This is a genomic window from Pseudomonas fluorescens (assembly GCF_902497625.1).
GTDB classification, from domain to species: Bacteria; Pseudomonadota; Gammaproteobacteria; order Pseudomonadales; family Pseudomonadaceae; genus Aquipseudomonas; species Aquipseudomonas fluorescens_BQ.
This window is the reverse complement of the sequence record NZ_CABVGX010000028.1, coordinates 35113-52304: the sequence shown is the minus strand read 5'-3', so window position 1 is coordinate 52304 and position 17192 is coordinate 35113. Positions and strand designations below refer to the sequence as shown.

Annotated in this window: 13 protein-coding genes; 10 read left to right on the top strand and 3 right to left on the bottom strand. The window is 60.2% G+C overall.

Going from position 1 to position 17192, the window contains the following annotated elements; genetic code table 11:
- Window positions 1-22: 22 nt before the first annotated feature.
- Both F8N12_RS17620 and mtnC read left to right on the top strand, forming a co-directional pair.
- Window positions 23-568: a 1,2-dihydroxy-3-keto-5-methylthiopentene dioxygenase gene (locus F8N12_RS17620; protein WP_150581602.1), complete on the top strand. Its 546-nt coding sequence runs from the start codon at window positions 23-25 to the stop codon at window positions 566-568.
- 4 nt (window positions 569-572) lie between these two features.
- Window positions 573-1256: an acireductone synthase gene (gene mtnC / locus F8N12_RS17615; protein WP_150581601.1), complete on the top strand. Its 684-nt coding sequence runs from the start codon at window positions 573-575 to the stop codon at window positions 1254-1256.
- Window positions 1257-1459: 203 nt separating this feature from the next.
- Here the strand turns inward: mtnC and F8N12_RS17610 are convergent, their stop codons facing one another.
- On the bottom strand, window positions 1460-1738 hold the full coding sequence (locus F8N12_RS17610) for a DUF3509 domain-containing protein (protein WP_150581600.1): 279 nt from the start codon (window positions 1736-1738) through the stop codon (window positions 1460-1462).
- Window positions 1739-2072: 334 nt separating this feature from the next.
- Here F8N12_RS17610 and F8N12_RS17605 point away from each other — a divergent pair, with 334 nt between their 5' ends.
- Both F8N12_RS17605 and F8N12_RS17600 read left to right on the top strand, forming a co-directional pair.
- The gene (locus tag F8N12_RS17605; protein ID WP_150581599.1) at window positions 2073-3908 is read left to right on the top strand and encodes a long-chain-acyl-CoA synthetase; all 1836 of its coding nucleotides are present in this window, start codon (window positions 2073-2075) and stop codon (window positions 3906-3908) included.
- A 98-nt stretch (window positions 3909-4006) separates the two neighbouring features.
- On the top strand, window positions 4007-4525 hold the full coding sequence (locus F8N12_RS17600) for an ankyrin repeat domain-containing protein (RefSeq protein WP_150581598.1): 519 nt from the start codon (window positions 4007-4009) through the stop codon (window positions 4523-4525).
- A gap of 460 nt (window positions 4526-4985) precedes the next feature.
- Here F8N12_RS17600 and F8N12_RS17595 read toward each other — a convergent pair whose 3' ends face one another.
- Complete coding sequence (locus F8N12_RS17595; RefSeq protein ID WP_150581597.1) at window positions 4986-6326, bottom strand: substrate-binding domain-containing protein; 1341 nt, start codon at window positions 6324-6326, stop codon at window positions 4986-4988.
- Window positions 6327-6431: 105 nt separating this feature from the next.
- Entirely contained in the window at window positions 6432-7244 is an 813-nt protein-coding gene (gene xthA / locus F8N12_RS17590) for an exodeoxyribonuclease III (RefSeq protein WP_150581596.1), read from the bottom strand.
- A gap of 171 nt (window positions 7245-7415) precedes the next feature.
- Here xthA and F8N12_RS17585 point away from each other — a divergent pair, with 171 nt between their 5' ends.
- The 6 genes from F8N12_RS17585 to F8N12_RS17560 all read left to right on the top strand — a co-directional run bounded on the left by F8N12_RS17585 (window position 7416) and on the right by F8N12_RS17560 (window position 16897).
- Entirely contained in the window at window positions 7416-8066 is a 651-nt protein-coding gene (locus F8N12_RS17585; protein WP_150581595.1) for a GNAT family N-acetyltransferase, read from the top strand.
- Window positions 8067-8132: 66 nt separating this feature from the next.
- Window positions 8133-9860 carry an autotransporter assembly complex protein TamA gene (locus F8N12_RS17580; protein ID WP_150581594.1) on the top strand — a complete coding sequence of 576 codons (1728 nt, stop codon included), beginning with the start codon at window positions 8133-8135 and terminating at the stop codon, window positions 9858-9860.
- The gene (locus F8N12_RS17575) at window positions 9857-13525 is read left to right on the top strand and encodes a translocation/assembly module TamB domain-containing protein (protein ID WP_150581593.1); all 3669 of its coding nucleotides are present in this window, start codon (window positions 9857-9859) and stop codon (window positions 13523-13525) included. Before F8N12_RS17580 ends, F8N12_RS17575 begins: the two co-directional genes overlap by 4 nt.
- A gap of 215 nt (window positions 13526-13740) precedes the next feature.
- A complete protein-coding gene (locus F8N12_RS17570) occupies window positions 13741-14214 on the top strand; it encodes a MarR family winged helix-turn-helix transcriptional regulator (protein ID WP_150581592.1) in 474 nt (157 codons plus the stop codon).
- On the top strand, window positions 14211-15689 hold the full coding sequence (locus F8N12_RS17565) for an efflux transporter outer membrane subunit (protein WP_150581591.1): 1479 nt from the start codon (window positions 14211-14213) through the stop codon (window positions 15687-15689). The genes F8N12_RS17570 and F8N12_RS17565 overlap by 4 nt, the downstream gene beginning before the upstream one ends.
- Window positions 15690-15694: 5 nt before the next feature.
- On the top strand, window positions 15695-16897 hold the full coding sequence (locus F8N12_RS17560; RefSeq protein WP_150581590.1) for an efflux RND transporter periplasmic adaptor subunit: 1203 nt from the start codon (window positions 15695-15697) through the stop codon (window positions 16895-16897).
- The last annotated feature ends 295 nt before the right edge of the window (window positions 16898-17192 follow it).

The window sequence follows — 17192 nt, the reverse complement described above, 5'->3', positions numbered from 1 at the left end:
GAACCTTTGAGGAGTTGCCCTGATGAGCAGCCTGTCCGTTTACCACGTCAGCAGCCCCGAACTGCCCAACAAGGTGCTGACCCATTTCGATGACATCGCCTCGACCCTGGCCGAGCAGGGCGTGCGTTTTGATCGCTGGCAAGCGGCGGCGAAAATTCAGCCGGGCGCCAGCCAGGAAGAAGTGATCGCCGCGTATCAGCAGCAGATCGATAAATTGATGACCGAACGTGGCTACGTCACTGTCGACGTCATCAGCCTGAACAGCGATCACCCGCAAAAAGCCGAACTGCGCGCCAAGTTCCTCGAAGAACACCGCCATGGCGAAGACGAAGTAAGATTTTTCGTCGCCGGTCGTGGGCTGTTCACCCTGCACATCGATGATTATGTGTACGCGGTGCTTTGCGAAAAGAACGACCTGATTTCGGTGCCGGCCGGGACGCCACACTGGTTCGACATGGGCGAGCACCCGCATTTCATCGCGATCCGCCTGTTCAACAATCCAGACGGCTGGGTCGCCAATTTCACCGGCGAAGACATCGCCGGCCGCTTCCCGCGTCTTGAGGACTGAACCCATGCCGATCAAAGCAATTCTGACCGACATCGAAGGCACCACCAGTGCAGTGAGTTTTGTCTTCGACGTACTGTTCCCTTATGCCGCCAGTCATCTACCGGCGTTCGTTCGCCAGCATGCCCACCGCGCCGATGTGGCCGAACAACTGGGCGCAGTGCGCCGCGACAGTAATGAACCGGACGCTGATGTCGAGCGGGTACTGGAGATCCTGCTGGGATGGATCGCCGAAGACCGCAAGGCCACTGCGCTGAAAGCATTGCAAGGCATAGTTTGGGAGCAGGGTTATCAGGCCGGTGAATTGAAAGGCCATGTTTACCCGGATGCGGTCGCAGCGCTGAAACGTTGGCATAACGAGGGGTATGCGCTATTTGTCTATTCCTCAGGTTCGATTCAGGCGCAAAAGCTGATTTTTGGGTGCTCGGAGGCGGGGGATTTGTCGTCGCTGTTCAGCGGGTATTTCGACACTAACTCCGGACCCAAGCGCGAAGCGCAGTCGTACGTACGCATCACTGAGGTGATTGGCCTGGACGCTTCGCAGATTCTGTTTTTGTCGGATATCGTCGAAGAGCTGGAGGCTGCGCGACTGGCTGGAATGGCGACCTGCGGTCTGGCCCGTGAAGGCGGGGAACTGGCCGGCCATGTGACCGTGGAGAGTTTCGCGCGGATCGATCCGTCCATGTTCTAATCGCTGAAGCCAAAAACCTGTGGGAGCGAGCCTGCTCGCGATGCGCAATTTGATCCGACAACTCAGCTGACTGACCCACCGCCACCGCGAGCAAGCGTGCTCTTACAAAAGCACGTTCGGCGTCTGCAGAAACAACTCAGGCCGTGAAGCGGAAGCTATCACGGCCTGTCTGTTTGCGGCTCTTAATGTTCAGAGCGAGGTCTTTACAGCGAGTGATACGTCGGCAAAGCGAAGCGTTGCTGGCTTTGCAGCATAGAAATTTGCGGCAGTTCGCTCGCCTGTTCGGCCAGATCGCGGCGGATCGCACTGATCACCCACGACAGTTGATCGCCCGCGTGCAGTTGCTGGTACGAAATCGAGCGTTTGAACACGCGGCCTTCGGTGCTGCGCAGCGTCAGCAGAATGCCGCCGTCAGGACGAGGCTGGGTATTCACTTCGAAGTTGGAGAAGAGGGACGAAAATTTTTCTTGAATCAGGCTCATGTCTTTCAGCTCCGTTTAACGTGATTGGCAAGCATGTAGAGGTAGTTGCAGCCTTTGTGCCAGTAACGCAGCTTTGAAAATCTTCTTTAAAATCAGAATCTTAAAATTTTCGTGAGATTTCACCTTCGTGCAATCTGCATGAATGGCCATCGTGCATCCTGCATTTTGAGAGATCTGCACCGATCTCACGGAACCAAATCTGCAACAGACACTCCCGCCCTTGCGTGGATACAAAACATTGCAAAATCCGCGTGTACAGCTTTCAAAGCCCTGACGTATTTTCGGGATCACGCCAAACGCCACCCGACAATAAAAAGATCCAACGGGAGCAACCATGAGTCGCACGTCAGACTTCATTACCTGGAGCATGATGCTCCGCAAGCTGCCTGCCATCGCCAAAGCCCTTCCGCGCGTGGTGAAGGGCATGAAAGCCGCCAATGTCACGGACCCGACCCAAGCGTGTGGACTGGCCTGGAGCTTTGAACAAGCCACCTTGCGCAATCCCGAAGGTCCGGCCTTATTGCAAGACGACAGGGCGCTGACCTACTCGCAAGTCAATCAGTGGGCCAATCGGATCGCTCATCATCTGATCGCGCAAGGTATTCGAAAGGGTGATGTGGTGGCGGTGTTCATCGAAAACCGCCCCGAACTGCTGGTGACAATTCTCGCGGTGGCCAAGACCGGTGCAATCAGCGCCTTGCTCAATACATCGCAAACCCGCGAACCGCTGGTGCACAGCCTGAACCTGGTGGCGCCGGCGGCGATCATTGTTGGCGAAGAATTGCGGGGGGCGTTTTCCAGCGTCCGCGAAAGAGTGGCGATCGAGCCGGCGCGTACCTGGTTCGTCGCTGATCAGGCCACTGACCTTCAGCCCGGCATTGCGCCCGATGGCTTCGTGAACCTGATCAGCGCGTCCGTCGATTGTTCTTCGGAAAATCCGCACAGCAGTGCACAGGTTTTTTTCGACGATCCGTGTTTCTACATTTACACCTCGGGTACGACCGGATTGCCCAAGGCAGGAGTGTTCAAGCAAGGCCGCTGGATGCGCAGCTCGGCGAGCTTCGGCATGATCGCGCTGGATATGCAGCCTGGCGACGTCGTCTATTGCACCTTGCCGCTGTACCACGCCACAGGGCTCTGCGTGTGCTGGGGCTCGGCGATCAGCGGCGCTTCGGGGTTTGCCATCCGGCGCAAATTCAGCGCCAGTCAGTTCTGGAACGACGTACGCCAGTACCGCGCCACCACCCTTGGTTACGTCGGTGAACTGTGTCGCTACCTCGTCGATCAACCGCCCGGCAGCCATGACCGCGAACATGGCGTAACCAAGATGATTGGCAATGGCTTGCGCCCCGGAGCGTGGGATGCCTTCAAGACCCGTTTCGGCGTGCAGCACATCTGCGAGCTGTACGCCGCCAGTGACGGCAATATCGGTTTTACCAACGTGCTCAACTTCGAAAACACCGTCGGGTTTTCCCTGATGGCCTGGGAACTGGCGGCGTACGATCACGACAGTGGCGCGCCAATCCGTCAGGCTGATGGTTTCATGCGCAAAGTGGCCAAAGGCGAGCAAGGGTTGTTGCTGGCGCGGATCGATGACAAAGCACCGCTGGACGGTTACACCGATCCGCAGAAAACCGAAAAAGTCGTGCTGCACGATGTGTTCGCCAGAGGCGATCGCTACTTCAACACCGGTGACTTGCTGCGCAACATCGGTTTCGGTCATGCGCAGTTTGTTGATCGCCTCGGGGATACCTTCCGCTGGAAAGGCGAAAACGTCTCGACCACCGAGGTCGAAAACATCCTCCTGCAGCATCCGCATATCTCCGAGGCCGTGGCCTACGGCGTGGAGATCTGCAATACCAATGGTCGTGCAGGGATGGCGGCCATTACGCCTGCCGAATCATTGGCGACTCTGGATTTCACCGAGTTGCTGGCTTTCGTCCGTGAACAGTTACCGGCGTATGCCGTGCCGTTGTTCCTGCGGGTGAAAGTGAAAATGGAAACCACCGGAACGTTCAAGTATCAGAAAACGCGGCTCAAGGATGAAGCGTTCGACCCGGACAAGACCGGCGACGATCCGGTCTATGCCTGGCTGCCGGGAACCGACACCTATGTGCAAGTGACCAAGCCATTGGCGGCGCAGATCAGCGATGGTCAATACCGCTATTGATTGTCGCTATCGCGATCCGTCAGAAAAAAGAAGTGACAGTCCCGGGAGCCCTCGGGACACTGTCGGTCTTGCGAATAATTGAAAAAGTGGAGCCCACGATGTCTGAACAAAGCCGCCAGATGACCCCCGAAGAAGCCGCTGAGTTTGCCGAACAGGTATTCAACAAGGCGCGTGAGGGCGATGCGGCCATGATGGCTGCGCTGCTTAGCAAAGGTCTGCCGCCGAACCTGCGCAATCACAAGGGCGACACCTTGTTGATGCTGGCCGCGTACCACGGCCACGTCGACACCGTGAAAGTGCTGCTGGAACACAAGGCCGACCCGGAAATCCGCAACGACAACGGCCAGACTCCGATTGCCGGCGCCGCGTTCAAGGGCGACCTGGCAACGGTCACGGCATTGGTTGAAGGTGGCGCCCAGGTGCAAGGCTCGTCTTTCGACGGTCGCACCCCGCTGATGATGGCGGCGATGTTTAACCGCGTTGCCATCGTCGATTACCTGATCAGCAAGGGTGCCGATCCTCAAGCCAAGGACGCCAATGGCGCATCCGCACTGGACGCGGCCAAAACCATGGGCGCAGTCGACACCACCGCGCAGCTGGAAAAACTGCTGGCCTGACCCAAGTCCTGTAGCAGCTGCCGAGCCTGCGAGGCTGCGTCCCGGCGGCGCAGCCGTCGTAAAGGCGGCCAACCGGGTCCTGTAGCAGCTGTCGAGCCTGCGAGGCTGCGTCCGGCGGCGCAGCCGTCGTAAATGCGGCCAACCGAGTCCGTCAGGCAAACCGCGTATTCAGGTTTGACGACGGCTGCGCCGCCGGACGCAGCCTCGCAGGCTCGGCAGCTGCTACACCTAAGTACAGACTGCGACGCGCCGACTCTTGATCCGGCTGACGCCACCATAATCGCCCGCAAATCCCCAAGCTCCGCACCCCTGTAGCAGCTGCCGAGCCTGCGAGGCTGCGTCCGGCGGCGAAGCCGTCGTAAATGCGGCCAACCGGGTCAGTCAGGCAAACCGCGTATTCAGGTTTGACGACGGCTGCGCCGCCGGACGCAGCCTCGCAGGCTCGGCAGCTGCTACAGATTCAGTACACCCAGACCTCGACGCGCCGATTCCTGATCCGGCCTTCATCCGCGCTATTTGTCGCCACCGGCATCTCGGCGCCGAAGCCGCGGATCTCGCGAAATACCACGCCGTTTTTCACCAGCTCCCGACGGACCGCCATCGCCCGCAATTTCGACAGCAGATCTGCGCGCGCCGGATCGCTTTTGGCGTCGCCGAAGCCTACCAATGTCACCTGCCGATCGGTTTTGCCGTGCTGCTTCAGATAGTCGAACACCCGCGACAAATCCTGGCGCGCCTTGTTGTCCAGCGTTGCACTGCCTTCCTCGAAGCGGAAATTCACCGTCAAACGCTGCGCATGACGGCTGAGCGCCTGATAGGCCTCGGGCATCAACGCGTTAGGGGTGACGCTCATGGCCTGCACGGTCTGCGCGATGAAACCGTTGGCGGCAACGATGGCCTGGCCCTCGCTGCTTTGGGCGAAGGCCACCAGCGCCTGAGCCCAGGGGTTGTCACCATGCGGTGGAAGATAGAGGAACAGGCGCCGTGACAGCGGATAATCTTCTGTGGCGATCAGGCTGCTGTGCGGCAACATCGCCTGGGAGCGACCGTCAGTAATCGCCAGGGCTTTGGCCTGGCGCACATAAGGCAGGCCAATGAAGCCGATGCCTTGCGGGTCGTCACTGACCGTGTCGGATAAGTGCTCGCTGGATTCGAACCGTCTCGCGGCATTACTCAGGGGTTTCCCATGGCGACTGAGGACAATTTCCTTGAACGTGTCGAACGTGCCTGACTGGTCATCGCGCGCGTACAGGTGGATCGTTCCGCCGCTGCCGCCGACGTCCTCCCAGGTTTTCGCTTCGCCACTGAAGATGCGCGCCAGTTGCTCGGTGTCCAGTTGGGTCAGCGGGTTTTGCGGATGGAGGATGATTGCCAGGCCATCAATGGCGATGACTTGCTCGGCGCCCGCAGATTTCAGATCTCCGAGGGATTGCAGCGCAGTGATCTCGGCGTCCTTGATGGGGCGAGATGAGGCAGCAAGGTCGGCAGTGGTATTTTTCAGCGCGGTGAAACCGGTGCTGGAACCGTGGGCGGCGATCTGCACCACTGCACGCTGACCCGCCGCGGTTTCACCCACCACGCTCAGTTCATTGGCCTGGTCAGACACCTCGCGATGCACCTTGAGCAGACCCTGCTCGCGCATCAGGCCTTCGACAAGCGCTGGACCGAGCGCTGCGCCAATGGTGTTGGAGCCCTGAATGCGCAGGACGACGCCGGGATGGACGATCGGCAAATCTGCGGCCGGCGCCGAGAGCGGCAGGACTGCGCAGAGTAGCCACAGGAAAAACACGCGCAGGGTCATGCCGGCACCTTATCAAGCCAGGAAGTGCGCGGAGATTAAGTCCGTAAGATGTCGCAAAGATGACAGATCGAAAGATCGTCCACGATCGGACGATCTTTCGTAGGGTCAGCTCAACTCAAGCCAGATCGGCGCATGGTCCGAAGGTTTCTCCATGGCGCGTAGCTCGTAGTCGACGCCGGCATCTTTTACCCGTGGCAACAGGCCGTGGGAGGCCATGATTACATCGATGCGCAACCCGCGCTTGGGCTCATCTTCGAAGCCGCGGCTGCGGTAATCGAACCAGCTGAAACGGTCGGCGACCTCCGGATTCAAATGACGGAAGCTGTCGACCAGGCCCCAGTTTTTCAAGCGCGCCATCCACTCGCGCTCTTCCGGAAGGAAACTGCATTTGCCGGTTTTCAGCCAGCGCTTCATGTTGTCCGCGCCAATACCGATGTCGCAGTCTTCCGGGGAAATGTTGACGTCGCCCATCACCACAACAGCTTGATCGTTGGTGAACTGGCCCTCCAGCAGTTGCTGCAGGTCGCCGTAGAATTTTTGCTTGGCCGGGAATTTGGTCGGGTGATCGCGGCTTTCGCCCTGTGGGAAATAGCCGTTCATGATGGTCACCGGTGCCCCATTGGCATCGGCGAAAGTGCCCCAGATGAAGCGGCGCTGGGCGTCTTCGTCATCCGTGGTGAAACCTTTGTGCAACGCCAGCGGTTTCTCGCGCGACAGCAGCGCAACGCCGTAGTGGCCTTTCTGGCCGTGGAAATTCACGTGATAACCGAGCGCCTGAACCTCCGCCAGCGGGAACTGGTCGTCGTGGACCTTGGTTTCCTGCAAGCCGATGACATCGGGTTGATGTTTATCAATCAGCGCCGCCAGCTGATGCGGGCGAGCACGCAGCCCGTTGATGTTGAAGGAGACGATCTTCATGGTCGGCAGTCCTTGGAAAAAGGGCGATGCTAGCCGACCTGTGGGAATCGGGCCAGTGCAGTCGATGAAGATCCATCGGTGGTCTATACCTGTGGGGAACTGTCACAGCCCGCAAAGGCTCGTACAACAAGAGCGCGGTCATTTGAGCTGCGCCAGGGGAGATCTACCGTTATGCCCGAAACCTCGACTGCCATCGCTGATATCCACATGCTCGACAGCGGCTACTCCCGCGAAGCCCGCTCCCTGCTTTACCAGGCCTACCGCCATGAACCGACCTTCGCGTTTCTGTTTGAAGCCGAACGCCCCGGTTACGAGCAGCGGGTCCGCGCAACCGTGCGTGAACTGGTCAAACAACACTTCCTGCAGGATTTGCCAGCCATCGGCCTGCTGGTCAACGACCGTTTGATCGGCATCGCCCTGATCGCGCCACCACAACGTCGTCTCGGCGTTACCGAAAGTTGGGCGTGGCGCTTGCGCATGGTGCTCAGCACCGGTTTTCGCTGCACGCGGCGTTACCTGGAATACCACGAGGCGGTGATGGCTTGCGTGCCGTCCGACTCGGTGCACCTGCTGCCGTTGCTGGGGATTCATCCGCAATTTCAGGGCCAGCATTTCGGCGAGCAACTTTTGCAAGCGGTGCATAACTGGTGCGCGGTGGATGAACATTCCCAAGGTGTGGTGCTCGACACAGGGAATCCTCGTTATCTGGAGTTCTACAAGCGTCAGGGCTATGAGGAAATCGGCGAGGTGGCTGTCGGCCCCGTCCGCGAACATGTGTTTTTTCACGCGAACCCCGTAGTGCTGCAGGCCGCCAGCTCTTAGGGATTTTGAGCCTTTCCTTACATGTCGATCTCTATCACGCGCTCAAGCTCGTGATAGCATCCGCCTATGAAGTTTCCACGAAGAATTACCAGCGGCGTGCTGATGCTGATCACCAGCTGCGCGGCGCTGGCGCAAAGCGAATTGGATGTACGGATCAAACCGTCCAACGATGAGCTCAAGGCCAATATAGAGGGCTATATCGGCAGTCTCGGCGATCGCGACGAAGAGGCCTTGCTGCGCTTCAGTCGTGGCGCTGAAGAACAGGCGCGCAAAGCCGCCCAGGCCCTGGGTTATTATCAGCCGCAAATCGACAGCAGCGTGACCGGTGGTAAAATCCCGCACCTGATCCTGAATATCGCCCCCGGCGAGCCGGTGCACCTGCGCAATGTCACCTTGCGCGTCGATGGCCCGGCGGCCAGCCTCAAATCCTTTCGTTTACCCAAAAGTGCTGCGCTGAAAACCGGCGCCGTACTCAACCATGGCCAATACGAAGACGCCAAGCGGCTGATCCAGAATCAAGCCTCGCGCTACGGTTTTTTCAGCGGACGTTTCACCCGCCAGAAACTGGCCGTCGACCCGCGCGCCGGTGTGGCCGACATCGAGTTGGTCTACGACAGCGGTCCGCGTTATACCCTCGGCAACGTCAGCTTCGAAGGCGACACGCCGTTTGATGAAGACTTGCTGCAACGCATGGTGCCGTTCAAGAGCGGTGCGCCCTATGACTCAGAACTGATTGCCGAACTCAGTCAGGCGCTGCAGTCGAGCGGCTATTTCGAAGGCGTGCGTGTGGATGCGGCACCCACCGCTTCAAAGCAGAATGTGATTCCGGTCGACGTCAAACTCGAAACCCGCAAGCCACGCACCCTGGGCCTGGGTGTCGGCTATTCGACCGACGTCGGCCCACGGGTCAAAGCCAACTGGACGCGCCACTGGGTCAACCCGCAGGGCCACAGCTACGGCTGGGAAACCGAGATCTCCGCGCCACGGCAGAACGTCGGCCTGTTTTACGACATCCCGCTGGACCCGCCGTTGACCGACAAGCTGCGCTTCGCCGGCGGTTATCAGAGCGAAGAAATCGCCGACAAGGACAGCCTCAGCAAACTGCTGACGCTTGGCCCGGAATGGCACAGCAAATTGCCCAGCGGCTGGCAGCGCGTGGTGTCGCTGAAATGGCAGCGCGAAGAATATCGGCTCGGTGATGATTCCGGTTTGAGCACGTTGCTGATGCCTGGCGTCAGTTATTCCTACCTGAAAAGCGACAACCGCATCGACCCGCATAACGGCTACCGTCTGCAATTCGAAACCAAAGTGGCCAAGGAAGGGCTGGGCTCCGACACCAACCTGTTATACGGAACCGCGCTGGTCAAAGGCCTGACAACGGTGTTCGACAAACACCGTCTGCTCGGTCGGGTGCAGGTCGGCGGCAGTGCCACCAACGGCTACAAATCAGTGCCGCCGTCGCTGCGTTTCTTCGCCGGTGGCGATCAGAGCGTGCGTGGCTATGACTACCAGAGCCTGTCGCCGGAGAACTCTGACGGCGACCGCATCGGTGGTCGCTACATGATTGCAGGCAGCGTCGAATATCAGTATTCGGTGGCCGAGAAGTGGCGAGTCGCGACGTTCGTCGACCAGGGCAATTCATTCAATTCGCTCGACCTGCCGGACCTCAAGACTGGCGTTGGTGTGGGCGTGCGCTGGGTCTCACCGGTGGGGCCGATTCGCCTTGACCTGGCCCATGCGCTGGACGATGAAGGCGGCATTCGGTTGCACTTTTCCATGGGGCCTGAGCTGTGACGCGTGGTTTGAAGATAACGCTGCTGGCGATTTTTACGCTGCTGATGCTGATCATCCTGACGCTGGCGACGGTGCTGGGCTCCGCGACCGGCAGTCGCTGGGCGCTGGGTTGGGTGCCGGGTTTGAGCGTTGACAATTTTCAGGGCCGGCTCGGCGGGCAGTGGAGCGCCGACCACTTGGTCTGGCAGCAGGACACCAGCCGCGTCGAACTGAGCAAAACGATTTTCGCCTGGTCACCGGCGTGCCTGCTGCGCATGACCTTGTGCATCGAGCAACTGAAAGCCGATCAGATCAGCCTGCAATTGCCGCCGGGACCGGAAGACGAAAGCAGCGGGCCGATCACCTTGCCGGACTTGAAGTTGCCCTTGACGCTGGAACTGGGCGACGTGCAGATCGGCAGCCTGATATTTAACGGCAGCGAAGAACTGAGAGGGCTGCAACTGGCGGCGCACTGGACCGAACAAGGTCTGCAGATCGATTCGGTGCGATTGCAGCGCGATGAGCTGAGTCTTGATTTGTCCGGCTTGCTGCAACCGTCGGGCGACTGGCCTCTGAAAGCCGAGGGCAAACTGACCCTGCCGGCACCGCAACCATGGTCGCTGAATTTGAAAGTGGACGGCAACCTGCTGAAAACCCTCAATCTCAGCGCCGACAGCAGCGGTTACCTGGATGGGAAACTCACCGGCGAGTTACAGCCCCTGGTGGAAAACCTGCCGGCCAAGGTACGCATCACCGCCAGCGGCTTCAAACCGGTTGCCGATTTGCCCGACACCTTGCAACTCAATAATGTGGAACTCACCGGCGAGGGTGACCTGAAAAAGGGTTACCAGTTGAATGGCGCCGCCACGCTGCCAGCGGAAAAAGGCCCGATCGCGTTGTTGCTGCAAGGCAAAGTCGACGCCAGCGGCGCGCAAATTGCGGGCCTTGACCTGAGCGCCAACGACAAACAAAACCTCAAGCTCAGCGGCGCTGTCGACTGGAGCAAAGGCCTCAGCGCCACGGCAAAAATCGACTGGCTGGACTTCCCGTGGCACAGCCTTTATCCGCTGATTGACGAGCCGGCGGTGGCGCTGCGCAGTTTCAACGGCGAAGTGTCTTACACCGACGGCAACTACCTCGGCAACTTCAAGGCGGCGCTGGATGGTCCGGCTGGAGCGTTCAGCCTGACCAGCCCGTTTGCCGGCGACCTGACGAAAATCCATTTGCAACAATTGCAATTGGTGGCCGGGCAGGGCAAAGCCGACGGGCACCTGAACCTGCAATTTGCCGACGGCATTGCCTGGGACACCGCGCTCGATTTGTCGGCAATCGACCCGGCTTATTGGGTGGCCGAATTGCCCGGCACCCTGGCTGGGCCGCTGCGCAGCACAGGCGAGCTGAAGGACGAAAAACTCAGCCTGAATGCGGACCTGGATTTGAAGGGCAAACTGCGCGGACAGCCGGCGGTGATCCAGGCCAAGGCCGATGGCGGCGGTGAGCAGTGGACGCTCAGCGCCTTGCAGATTCGTCTGGGCGACAACAGCATCACGGGCAAGGGCAGCCTGCAACAGAAGCTGGCCGGGCAGATCGACATCAAGTTGTCGCGCCTGGCCCAGCTCTGGCCGCAATTGCGCGGTCAGCTCAATGGCCGCGTCGATGTCGCCGGTACGCTCAAGGCGCCGCAAGGCAAGCTCGCCCTGCAAGGCACGCAACTGGCCTTCGAAGACAACAGTCTGCAACGCCTCAACCTCGACGCGACACTCGACAGCGCGCAGCGGGCGAATATCGATCTCAAGGGCAGCGCCATTCAGGCTGGTGAAACCTCGCTGGGCACCCTGACCGCCAGCGCTCAGGGCGATATCAAGAAACAGAAGCTGAGCCTGGATTTGCTGGGGCCGAAGCTGAAGTTGGCGCTCGGCCTCGACGGCGTGCTGGATCAAGGTAACTGGCGTGGTCGCCTTGCCAGTGGCGCTGTTCAGGCTGGAGGTCAGGACTGGAAACTTAAAAGTCCGGCAAAGCTTGAACGCCTGGCCGACGGTCAAATCAACCTCGGCGCGCATTGCTGGCTATCCGGTGCCGCCAGCCTGTGTGGCCAGGACCAGCGCCTGATGCCGGAACCGAAACTGCGTTATCAGCTCAAGCAGTTCCCGATTGAAAGCCTGGCGCAATGGATGCCCAAGGATCTCGCCTGGCGGGGCCGGCTGAATGCCGACCTGCAACTCGATCTGCCGGCCAGCGGCCCGAACGGCCAGATCAGCGTTGACGCCAGCGGCGGTATGCTTCGCATGCGCGACAAAGGGCAGTGGCTGGATTTTCCGTACCAGACGCTGAAACTCACCAGCAAACTGACGCCGAAACGTATCGACACCGACCTCAATTTTGTCGGTGGCAAACTCGGTGAACTGATGGTTCAGGCGCAGATCAATCCAATGCCGGCCGACAAGCCGCTGAGCGGTTCCTTCCGTCTCAGCGGTCTGGATTTGTCAGTGGTGCGGCCGTTTGTACCGATGGTGGAAACGCTGAACGGTCACTTGAACGGTAGCGGCACGTTGTCCGGCGGGCTGATGGCGCCGCTGGTCAACGGCAATCTGCTGCTCAGCGACGGCGAAGTGTCCGGCCCGGAATTGCCGATGGAACTGCGGGACTTGCAGGTGAAAGCGCTGATTGCCGGTGAAACCGTACAGCTCAATGGTGGCTGGAAAAGTGGCAAGACCGGTCAGGGCAGCCTGACCGGCGATATCGCCTGGGGTCAGGCGTTGCTGGTGGACCTGGCGCTCAAGGGCACACAGTTGCCGGTCACCGTTGAACCCTACGCCAAGCTTGAAGTGGCACCGGACCTGAAGATTTCGCTGAAGGACGACAAGCTGGCGATTGCCGGCACGGTCCTGGTGCCGCGCGGCGAGATCACGGTGCGCGAGTTGCCGCCGTCAACGGTCAAGGTATCCGACGATACGGTCATCATTGGTGCGCAGACCGAGGAGGGCAAACCGCCGATGGCCATGGCGATGGACGTTGACGTAGTGGTAGGCGACGACAAACTCAGCTTCAGCGGATTCGGCCTGACCGCCAACCTGAAAGGGCGCGTACACATCGGCGACAACATGGACACGCGCGGCGAGCTGTGGCTCAACGATGGCCGTTATCGCGCCTATGGGCAGCGCTTGACGGTGCGGCGTGCGCGACTGCTGTTTGCCGGACCGCTGGATCAACCCTACCTGGACATCGAAGCGATTCGCCAGACCGACGATGTCATTGCCGGTATCCGCCTGAGCGGCAGCGCCGAACAGCCGACCACGCAGATTTTCTCCGAGCCGGCGATGAGCCAGGAACAGGCGTTGTCGTACCTGGTGCTGGGCCGACCGCTGAGCACCACCGGAGAAGACAACAACATGCTCGCCCAGGCAGCCTTGGGGTTAGGGCTGATGGGCAGTTCGGGGGTGACCAGCAGCATGGCGAAGAACCTTGGCATTCAAGACTTCCAGCTCGACACCGAGGGCAGTGGCGACGCCACCAGCGTGGTGGCCAGCGGCAACATCACCGATAAACTCAGCCTGCGTTACGGCGTCGGCGTATTCGAACCGGCCAACACCATTGCCTTGCGCTACAAGTTAAGCAAGAAGGTCTACCTCGAAGCAGCGGGCGGCGTCGCGAGTTCGCTGGATATCTTCTACAAGCGCGATTTTTAGCCCCCTCAAGATCAAAGGATCGCAGCCTTCGGCAGCTCCTACAGAATCGTGTTCAACGCGATCCTGTGGGAGCTGCCGCAGGCTGCGATCTTATGATCGTGTCCGACCACTTATCAGTAAAATACAAAGCAAGCTAACTATTGCGTTGACATTCGCTGCCTAGGCAGTAACATCTCGTCATACATTCTCTGCCTAGGCAGCTAATCGGTGACCGGATGAAGCACTTCACGCCCGACGAATTCAAAAACTGCCACCTCGGCCTGTTGCTCGGGCGGGCCGCGTTGCTCAAGGACCGGATCCTCGACACGCACATGGAACCGCATGGCATCACCGCTGCGCAGTTCAAAGTGTTGATCATCATGGCGCAGATGGGGGTCGATACGCCGGCCGAGTTGTGCCGGCATTTGTCGATCGACAGCGGATCGATGACGCGCATGCTTGATCGTCTGGAACAGAAAGGCTTCCTCGCCCGCCAACGTTCTGCCGCCGATCGCCGCCAGGTGCAACTGGTGCTTACTGAGCAAGGTCAGCAACTGACCGACCGTCTGCCCGAGATTGGCGCCGATGCGATGAATGAACTGGCTGGTGCCATCAGCGCCGAAGAACTGAAAACCCTCGAAAACATTCTGCAGAAAATCCTGGTAGCAGCGGGTGATTCGATCACCCTGTTGCGGGTAGGCAAACCATGAACAGTAAACTCTTGCGCAGCGGCTTCAGTCTGGTGCTGTTGGCCATGACCCTGGCCGGTTGCGCCAGTTACAGCGGCTTGAACACCGAAGGCGTCAGCCTCGACGCGAAAAACCTCAAGGCCGGCCAATCGCTCAGCGGTGTCACCCTGTCCCCAGCCGCCTGGCCGAAAAGCGACTGGTGGCAAAGCCTCGGCGACCCGCAGCTCGACGGCCTGATCCGTGAAGCCTTGCAGGACAGTCCCGACATGCAGATCGCCGACGCCCGTGCCCATCAGGCCAGCGCCGCCGCTTACGCGGCCAACGCCGAACGCATGCCGACGGTGGATGCCAGCGCGGGCGTCAGCCGTTCGCGTCTGGCCCGTGATCAGGACCCAAGGGGGCAGGGCGGGGCGTATTCGACCTTGCGCAACCTCGGCGCCAGTTTCAATTACAACTTCGATCTCTGGGGCGGTCAGAGAGCTGCCTGGGAAGCGGCGTTGGGCGAGGCCCGTGCCGCCGAAGTCGACCAGCAGGCCGCGCAGTTGACCCTGTCCGCCGACGTCGCCCGCGCTTACAGCGATCTCGGCCAGGCGCACATTGTTCACGACCTCGCCAGCGAAGACCTGAAACGGACCCGGCAAATGCTGGAACTGAGCCAGCGTCGCTTGAGCGCCGGGATCGACAGCGATTACCAGTTCCAGCAGACCGAAAGCCTTGCCGCCACGTCCGAAGCCAGCCTGATCGACGCCGAGAAACGCCTGCAGACGGCGAAAATCGCCTTGGCGGTGCTACTTGGCAAAGGGCCGGATCGCGGCAACGAGATTGCCCGCCCGAAAGTCCTGCAGGCCAGCGCGGTAGCGCTGCCGTCGGTGCTGCCGGCCGAACTGCTCGGGCGCCGACCGGACCTCGTCGCTGCGCGGTGGCGGGTCGAAGCTGCGAGCAGGAATATCGATGCCGGCAAAACCCGCTTCTATCCCAACCTCAACCTGAGCGCGGCGGCCGGGGTCGAGTCGTTGCTGGGCGATGCGATGTTTGGTTCGGCCAGCCGTTTCTTCAATGTCGGGCCGACGATCTCACTGCCGATTTTCGACGGCGGCCGCTTGCGCGCCGACCTCGATTCTCGCGACGCCGACTACGATCTCGCGGTGGCGCAGTACAACAAAAGCCTGGTGCGTGCCCTCGGGGACGTCAGTGACACGATCAACCAGTTGCGCGACATCGCCCGGCAGATCGGTGCGCAACAGCACGCCACCGACATTGCCCGGGATTCCTACAACACCGTGGTCCAGCGTTATGGCTCCGGCATCGGCAATTACCTCGACGTGTTGAGCATCGAACAGCAATTGCTTCAGGCCCAGCGCCAATTGGCCAACCTGAATGCCGAACAGATCGACCTGTCGATTCAGCTGATGCAGGCGTTGGGGGGTGGGTTTCAGGGCGAAACCCTGACCGCCGCCGACGTTAATCCGCCACGCAGCACAACACTTCCAAGGTAATGGTCATGGCCACTGCAGAAAACCCACAAGCTCCTGGCAACAACCCAGACACCAGCAACCCGCGCAAACGCAAGATCATGCTGATCGTGCTGGCCGTCGTCGTGGTGCTCGCCGGCCTCGGCGTCTGGGCCTATCACGAACTCTACGGGCGCTGGAACGAAAGTACCGACGACGCCTACGTCAACGGCAACGTGGTGGAAATCACTCCGCTGGTAACCGGCACTGTGGTCAGCATTGGCGCGGATGACGGCGATCTGGTGCACGAAGGTCAGGTGTTGATCAACTTCGACCCGAATGATGCCCAGGTCGGGCTGCAAAGTGCCCAGGCCAACCTGGCCCGCACCGTGCGGCAAGTGCGCGGTTTGTACAGCAACGTCGACGGCATGAAAGCCCAGGTCAACGCGCAACAGGCGGAAGTGCAAAAAGCCCAGGACAATTACAACCGGCGCAAGAGTCTTGCCGCCGGCGGGGCGATTTCACAGGAAGAACTGTCCCACGCTCGCGATGACCTGGCCTCGGCGCAAAACGCCCTGGCCAACGCTCGCCAGCAGCTCAACACCAGCAGTGCGCTGGTCGATGACACGGTCGTGTCGTCGCATCCCGACGTGATGGCGGCCGCCGCGCAGTTGCGCCAGGCGTATTTGACCAACGCTCGCAGCACCTTGATCGCGCCGGTCACCGGTTATGTTGCCAAACGCACCGTGCAACTCGGTCAACGGGTGCAGCCGGGTACCGCGCTGATGGCGGTGATTCCGCTGGATCAGTTGTGGATCGACGCCAATTTCAAGGAAACCCAGCTGCGGGACATGCGCATCGGTCAACCGGTCGACATTGAGGCCGACCTGTACGGCAGCGACGTAAAATACAGCGGCACCATCGACAGCCTCGGGGCCGGCACCGGCAGCGCGTTTGCCCTGTTGCCCGCGCAGAACGCCACCGGCAACTGGATCAAGATCGTGCAGCGGGTGCCGGTGCGGATTCACATCAACGCCGAGCAACTGGCCAAACACCCGTTGCGCGTTGGCTTGTCGACTCAGGTCGACGTCGACCTCCACGACCAGAGCGGCCCGGTGCTGGCGCAACAGCCGCCGCAAAAGGCTTCGTTCAGCACCACGGTGTATGACCGTCAATTGGCCGAGGCCGACGAGATGATCACCCGGCTGATCCACGACAACAGCGCGACGATCAGCAAGACCGCACGCCGCTGACACCGACCTGTGGAAAGCGAGCTCAAGTGGTGAGCCTGTTGGGTGATCTCGAGTGTGAATTTATGTGGGGGGGCCGTGGTGAAGGGGCTGTGTTGAGGGAGCTGTGGCAAGAGTACTTCTGTGGTGATGGGGGCTTTTGTGGCAAGGGTGCATCTGTGGTGATGGGGCTTTTGTGGCAAGGGTGCATCTGTGGTGATGGGGCTTTTGTGGCAAGGGTGCATCTGTGGTGATGGGGCTTTTGTGGCAAGGGTGCATCTGTGGTGATGGGGCTTTTGTGGCAAGGGTGCATCTGTGG